General features: G+C 66.5%; 4 protein-coding genes. 2 read left to right on the top strand and 2 right to left on the bottom strand.

The annotated features are described in order from the left end of the window. Positions 1-593, top strand: a 593-nt coding sequence (locus tag WAZ62_RS13660) for an AMP-binding enzyme (RefSeq protein ID WP_422644087.1), incomplete at its 5' end; no start/stop codon positions are given. A 187-nt stretch (positions 594-780) separates the two neighbouring features. Next, complete coding sequence (locus tag WAZ62_RS13655; RefSeq protein ID WP_422644086.1) at positions 781-1,266, top strand: hypothetical protein; 486 nt, start codon at positions 781-783, stop codon at positions 1,264-1,266. 28 nt (positions 1,267-1,294) lie between these two features. On the opposite strand, the gene pap is transcribed toward WAZ62_RS13655, so the two are convergent. After that, the gene (pap, locus tag WAZ62_RS13650; protein WP_422644085.1) at positions 1,295-2,815 is read right to left on the bottom strand and encodes a polyphosphate:AMP phosphotransferase; all 1,521 of its coding nucleotides are present in this window, start codon (positions 2,813-2,815) and stop codon (positions 1,295-1,297) included. A gap of 126 nt (positions 2,816-2,941) precedes the next feature. Beyond that, positions 2,942-6,190: a beta strand repeat-containing protein gene (locus WAZ62_RS13645; RefSeq protein ID WP_422644084.1), complete on the bottom strand. Its 3,249-nt coding sequence runs from the start codon at positions 6,188-6,190 to the stop codon at positions 2,942-2,944. Between the last annotated feature and the right edge of the window lie 859 nt (positions 6,191-7,049).

The raw sequence follows: 7,049 nt of genomic DNA, 5'->3' as shown, positions 1-7,049 counted from the left end.
ACGGCAAGGTGCTGGAAGGCGCGACCGAGGGCAATCTCTGCATCGCCGACAGCTGGCCCGGCCAGATGCGCACGGTCTACGGCGATCACGAGCGCTTCGTGCAGACCTATTTCTCGACCTACCCGGGCAAATATTTCACCGGCGACGGCTGCCGCCGCGACGAGGACGGTTACTACTGGATCACCGGTCGGGTCGACGACGTGATCAATGTCTCGGGCCACCGCATGGGCACCGCCGAGGTGGAATCCGCCCTCGTCGCCCACGCCAAGGTCGCCGAGGCCGCCGTCGTGGGCTACCCGCACGACCTCAAGGGCCAGGGCATCTATGCCTATGTCACCCTGAACGCCGGCGAGGAGCCCTCGGACGCTCTCAGGAAGGAACTGGTCGCCTGGGTCCGCCGCGAGATCGGCCCGATCGCCAGCCCCGACCTCATCCAGTTCGCCCCCGGCCTGCCCAAGACCCGCTCGGGCAAGATCATGCGCCGCATCCTACGCAAGATCGCCGAGAACGAGTTCGGCTCCCTCGGCGATACCTCGACCCTCGCCGACCCCTCCGTCGTCAACGACCTGATCGAGAACCGACAGAACACGTAAGGACGACCCACCCCCCCCCCCTCCCCGCCCTTCCGGGCGGAGAGGGGGGGATGGGGAACCGCCGCTCGACCTTCCGGGTATCTGTTCATTCCCGGGATGGGGGACATGCGAGCCTTGCTCATATTGCAATTCCGCCACGCCTCGCTGCATTGCATCATGAAATTGTGCATTGCTTGCGAGGTTCTCCATGTTGCGCGTGTTCGCTTTCGCCGCCGCCGTCTGCGTGCTGGCTGTCCCGGCGCTGGCCGCGGAAGCCCCGGCGGGCTTCGTCAAGACCCAGGCCGGCCTTCTGGGCATTGCCCCGCTGAATGACAAGATCGCCCTTGGTGGTGCCCATCTGCTATGCCGTGAAGCGGCTGTCGTGGCCGTCACCCCGGACATTCCGGGCAGCGCCAGCCGGCAGGTGGCGCGCGAGGCCTATCGCGGTATCGCCCAGCGCCTGTCCGCGACCGAGGCGGGCGCCGATGCCCTGTTGATCGAAGGTCTGCGCGACGCCGGCATGGCCGATGCATCGCCCGAGACGGTGACGGCCCTCGCCGAACGGACGCGCCAGGGCCTTGCCTCCCGCCTGTTCCAGGTCAACCCGGCGACGGCACAGGAAATCGCCGTCACCTGCAGGGCGCTGGCGGCCTCGGCCTTCGACGATATCAATAGCCGCGTCGCCGCCCGCTGAGGGCGAGGGCTGACTCCCGGCCTGGGGGTCAGCCCAGCTTCTTTTCGATAGTCTCGACCAGCGTGCGCAACACCTTGATGCGGGCGAAATTCTTGTCCTCCGCCTCGATCAGGCTCCAGGGCGCGATTTCGGTCGAGGTCCGGGCCACCATCTCGATCACGGCCTCGTCATAATCAGCCCGTTTCTCGCGATTGTGCCAGTCATCCGACGTGATCTTGTAGCGCTTGTAGACGACCTTCTGGCGTTCGCGAAAGCGGCGCAACTGTTCCTCGGGCGACACCACCATGAAGAATTTGGCGATGATCATGTCGGAATCGACCAGCTCCTGCTCGAGTTCGTTGATCTCGGCATAGGCCCGGCGCCAAACCGACTCGGTCAGCAGGTGATCGACGCGCTCGACCAGGACCCGGCCGTACCAGGAACGATCGAACATCACCATCTGCCCACGCGGCGGCATGTGGCGCCAGAAGCGCCACAGATAGGGGTGAGACCTCTCCTCCTCGCTCGGGGCGGCGATCGGCACGATGCGGTAGAATCGGGAGTCCAGCGCCTCCGCCACCCGGCGGATTGCTCCCCCCTTGCCCGCGGCATCATAACCCTCGAACAGGGCGATGATGCCGTGGCCATGCAATGCCTTGTCGCGCGACAATCTTGCCAGCCGGCCCTGCCAGTGGGGCAAGGCCTGCTTGTAGTCATCCTTCGGCATGTGAAGGCCAAGGTCGAGCGCGCTGAGCACATTGGTGCTGCCGAGGTGGCTGAGGGACTGCGAAGCCGCCCGGCGCCGTGCCGGTTTCCGCGTGACGAGAGGCTTCGGCGCATGGTCCGCCGCCTCGTCCTGGGCCGCGACGACACGGGAGATTTCGTCGACCAGAGTGCGGGCGACGGCGATTTCGCGATATTGCCGGTCCAGCCCCTCGATGACGAACCAGGGCGCGGCCCCGGTCGAGGTTTCGCGTACCGTCCGTTCGGCGATATTGCGGATCCGGCGATAGGCCCGGGACCGCTTCCAGTCTTCCCGGGTCACGCGCCAGCTGGTCTCGGCATTGGCTTCCAGCGCTTCCAGACGCTTCTTCTGTTCCCTGGCGCTGAGATGGAACCAGAACTTGATGATCAGGGCGCCCTCGTCGACCATCATCTGCTCGAAGCGCTTGATCGTCTCGAGTTCGATATCGAAATGCGCCTTGTCGCTGCGCCGCTTCAGCCGGTCTTCCATCGGCGGGCCGTACCAGCCGGCGAAATAGACCCCGATCCGCCCCTTGGCCGGGAGCTGGCGCCAGAAACGCCACATGACCGGCCGGCATCGTTCCTCGTCATTCGGCGATTGATCCGGCACCGCTTCGACATAACGCGGATCGAACAATTCCCCAATGAGATGCGCCGTTTCACTGCGGCCGGCACCGATGACACCGGCGACGATGATCAGCACCTCGGTCGACCGGCGATTGATCAACTCTGTCTGCAGATGGATCAGCCGGGCGCGCAGGCGCGGCATTTCGCGATCATAGGCGGCCTTGTCCAGCCGGTTGCCGATCTCCGCGCTTTCGAACATCTGTTCCGCTTCCTTCGCCCAGGGCGGTGACAGGGTTCCCCAACCACCTCGACGACGCAACGGTACAAATGAAAAGGGGCCGCGGCATGACCGCGGCCCCCATCATCATGCGTCGACTGGTGCCGATCAGGCGCCCAGCAGGCCGGTCAGCGAACCGAGCGGGTTACTGGCCGTATCGAAGCTGCCCGTCAGGGTCTCGATCAGGCTACCCAGCACCGGGATATCGCCGAGCGCCGAAGCGTCCGGCAGACCACCGCCACCGAGGAGCGAGGCGAGCGAGCCGAGATCGCCCAGCGAGCTGGCACCGGCGATATCGCCCGACAGCAGGCCGTTCACCGCATCGAGCACCGGATCAAGCGCGCCATCGGTCGGGCCGACCAGCGCGTCGACCAGGCCGGTCACCGGACCGAGCGGACCCGAGGCCATGTCGGTCACGCCGTTGAGCGGGCCGGTCAGCGGGGCCAGGGCACCGGTGGTCGGATCGACCAGCGTATCGACCACACCGGCGACCGGCTCCAGCGGGGTGCCACCAAGCAGATTGGCGACAACACCCTGAACCTCATCGATCGCACCCACCGAGCCGGCACCGCCGAGGCTGCCGCCGGCGAGACCGGTCAGGGTACCGACCAGATCGCCAAGCACCGGCACGCCTTCCAGCGGATTGCTGCCGGCACCCGGCAGACCGGGCAGGCCGCCCGCGCCGAGATCCGTCAGAGCGCTGACCAGATCACCAACCACCGGGATACCCGCGAGGGCCGCGGTCGGATCGGTCGGAAGACCACCCGAGCCCAGGTCCGTCAGGGCGCTGACCAGATCGCCAACCACCGGGATACCCGCGAGGGCCGCGGCCGGATCGGTCGGCAGGCCACCCGAGCCCAGGTCCGTCAGGGTCCCGACGAGGTCGCCCAGCACCGGAACGCCTTCCAGCGGGTTGGAGCCGCCACCCGGCAGGCCGATGTCGCCAGCGAGCAGGTCATGCACGCCATCGAGCACCGGATCGAGCGCGCCGCCATTCGGGCCGGCGAGGACATCGACCAGCTGGGTCACCGGGCCGAGAGGGCCGGTCGCGGCATCGGTGACGCTATTCAGCTGACCCGTTAGCGGGGCGAGAGCACCGGCCGTCGGATCGATCAGCATGTCGACCGCGTCGGCGACCGGAGCCAGCGGGGTGCCGTCGAGCAGATTGCCGACGATGCCCTGCACTTCGGAGATCGCGCCGCCACTGGTGCCACCGCCAAGGCCGCCGCCGGCAAGACCGGTCAGGGCACCAGCGAGATCACCCAGCACCGGAACGCCTTCCAGCGGGTTGGAGCCGCCGGTCGGCAAGCCGCCCGCGCCAAGATCCGTCAGCGCGCCGACAAGATCGCCAACCACCGGAATACCCGCGAGGGCTTCGGTCGGATCGGTCGGCAGACCGCCCGAGCCAAGGCTGGTCAGGGCACCGACGAGATCGCCCAGCACCGGAACGCCTTCCAGCGGGTTGCTGCCGCCGGTCGGCAGACCGCCGCCGGCAAGACCCGTCAGGGCACCGGCGAGATCACCGAGCACCGGAACGCCTTCCAGCGGGTTGGCGCCGCCGGTGGACAGGCCGCCGCTCAGGGTCGAGCCGCTGAGCAGTTCATTCACCGCATCGACGACCGGGGCGAGTTCGCCATTGCTCGGACCCGCCAGGCCATCGACGATCTCGGTCACCGAAGCCAGCGGGCCGTTGCCGCCGATGCTGGAAACATCGTTCAGCTGACCGGTCAGCGGCGCCAGGGCACCGGTGGTCGGATCGACCAGCATGTCGACCGCGCCAGCCAGCGGCTCGAGCGGGGTGCCGTTCAGCAGATCGCCGACGACGTCCTGGACCGTGTCGATCAGGCCGCCGTTCACATTGCCGCTGTCGGCGTTCTGGCTGGCCAGATCCTGCACGCCATTGGTGGTCGAGCCGAGGACCGAACCATTGGTCCCGGCCAGGGCATCGACGATCTCGGTCACGCCGGCGAGCGGTGCGTTGTCCTCGACGCTGGTGACGGCGTTCAGCTGACCGGTCAGCGGCGCCAGGGCACCGGTTTCCGGATCGACCAGCATGTCGACGCCATCGGCCAGCGGCTGCAGCGGCGTGCCATCGGCGAGATTGCCGACCACGTCCTGCACGAGGTCGATCAGACCGCCGTTGTAATCGCCACTGTTGGCATCCTGGCTGACCGTGTCCTGCACGCCGTCGAGGACGCCGCCGAGGGACGAGTCGCTGCTGCCCGCCAGGGCGTCGACGATGTCGTTCACCGGCGAAAGCGGCGCATTGACGACACTGTCGGTCACGTCATTCAGCGGCCCGGTGAGCGGCGCGAGGGCGCCGGTTTCCGGATCGACGAGCGTATCGACCGCATCGGCGACCGGAGCCAGCGGCGTGCCGTCCAGCAGGTTGCCGACAACGTCCTGGACAGTGTCGATCAGGCCGTTGGAGCCATCGGCCCCACCGCCGCCACCGCCACCGCCACCGCCGCCGCCACCGCCACCGCCGCCACCGCCGTTGCCGCCATTACCGCCGCCCGAACCGCCACCGCCGATCGGCAGATCGCCACCGCCGGCCCGGCTGATCTGACGCAGGCCGAAGCCCGAGCCGACCGTGTTGAAGAGGTTGTTGCGCAGAATGCCCGTCCGCTGCAGATCGATCAGCGTCGCGCCGCCCGAAGCCTGCTTGGTGCGGTTGGTGTCGACCAGATTGGTCGACGGGGCGAGGTAGAAGCGGACGCCGCCGAAGCCGGTCGCGCCGTCTTCGTCGAACATGCCCGTGGCGAACAGGGCAACGCCCGGCACATCCGTGAGCAAGGCTTCGATACCGACATCGCCGCCAACACCGGTGTCTTCGGCATAGGCGACACCCGCACCGAGGCGCAGGTTCGGATTGACATAGATCGAGGCGCCCACGCGGCCGTAGAAGCTGTCCTCGACGACATCGCCCCACTGATACCCGGCAAGACCTTCGAGGGTCACATTGTCGAGATAGTATTCGGCGATACCGGCGACCGCATACTGCTTCATGCCTTCGACGTAGTAACCGCCACCGGCCGCGCCGACCATGAACTGCTGCGGATCACGGTAGAAGAGCTGGGCGGCGCCGCCAGCGAAGCCCGCCTCGTCGGCGACCACGCCAGCGACGGCATCGACCTGGAAGCCAAAGCTGTGACCGATCGGAAGCGCCACCGAGGCGGTCCCACCGTAGAGCGCGCCGTTATCGTCGCCGCCGCCCAGAAGGTCGAACTTGCCATTGACCCCGGCGACCGCATCGTTCCCGTAACCGAACTGGTCGCCGGAAACAGGCACCGCATCCTGTGCGGAGCTCCAGGTCGCGACCGCCAGGGTCGAGACCAGCGCCGTCGAGGAAAGCACGACCTTAAGCCGCCCGCCCGATACAGACCTGAAAGGTCCACGCTGTCCGTGTTTCATTTTTTCCCGCCTCGTCAGCACTTGGCACTGTGCCCTAATGTGACTTGGGTGCCCCAAGCCGCCTGGATCGTCAAAAACAGCTGCCTCCAATTTGGGGGATAGACCCACCATACTTGAGACAACAACTCCCGCATCGTCAGTATCCATCCCGATTTCATTGTCGGAACCGATCTGCGAGCCTGGATGCTTCACGAACAGGATTGTGTGACGGACGCCTGCTCAATTCGATTACGAACACCGCCGGAATAGAGGCTACCCGCCTATGCTTCCACCAATCTGGTTGGATAGGCCGGCACGGGCCGTTACCCGCAGCCCTTCAAAAGGGTATTCTGACTGCCCCCATCCCGTTAACCTTAACTTCTTTGGCCTTACTTCCGGGCGCCACGGCACCTCCGGCGTTATTCCCAGTTTGGGATTCCCCGGATCGCTAATCTTCCGCGGTGCGACATTTTCGCCGCGCCTTTCGGCGGCCGGATCACCCGGCGGAAAGGTGATGGCCGTCACAAGGCACCCGGCATCGGTGTGAGCTTGCTCACTTTCTTCGGCGCACCCGGGGCGTAGATTGATCTCAGGTCAGGGCGATACAGCACAGGCGCCCCGAACCGGTACTGTTCAACCTGAGACCATGGGGATCTTCATCATGAGCAACGAACTGAGCATCAAGCGCGGCACCAGGACCGATCCGGCCGATGTCGCCGCCATCGACAAGTCCAAGCTCGGCATCCTGCTGGCCAAGCCGCCGCAGACCGAGACCGAGGGTCAGGCCGCCTACAGCGGCTATACCCAGTGCCCCTGGTGCGGC

This window comes from Zavarzinia sp., from assembly GCF_049306435.1.
GTDB lineage: Bacteria > Pseudomonadota > Alphaproteobacteria > Zavarziniales > Zavarziniaceae > Zavarzinia.
This window is presented reverse-complemented; position numbering and strand designations above follow the sequence as displayed.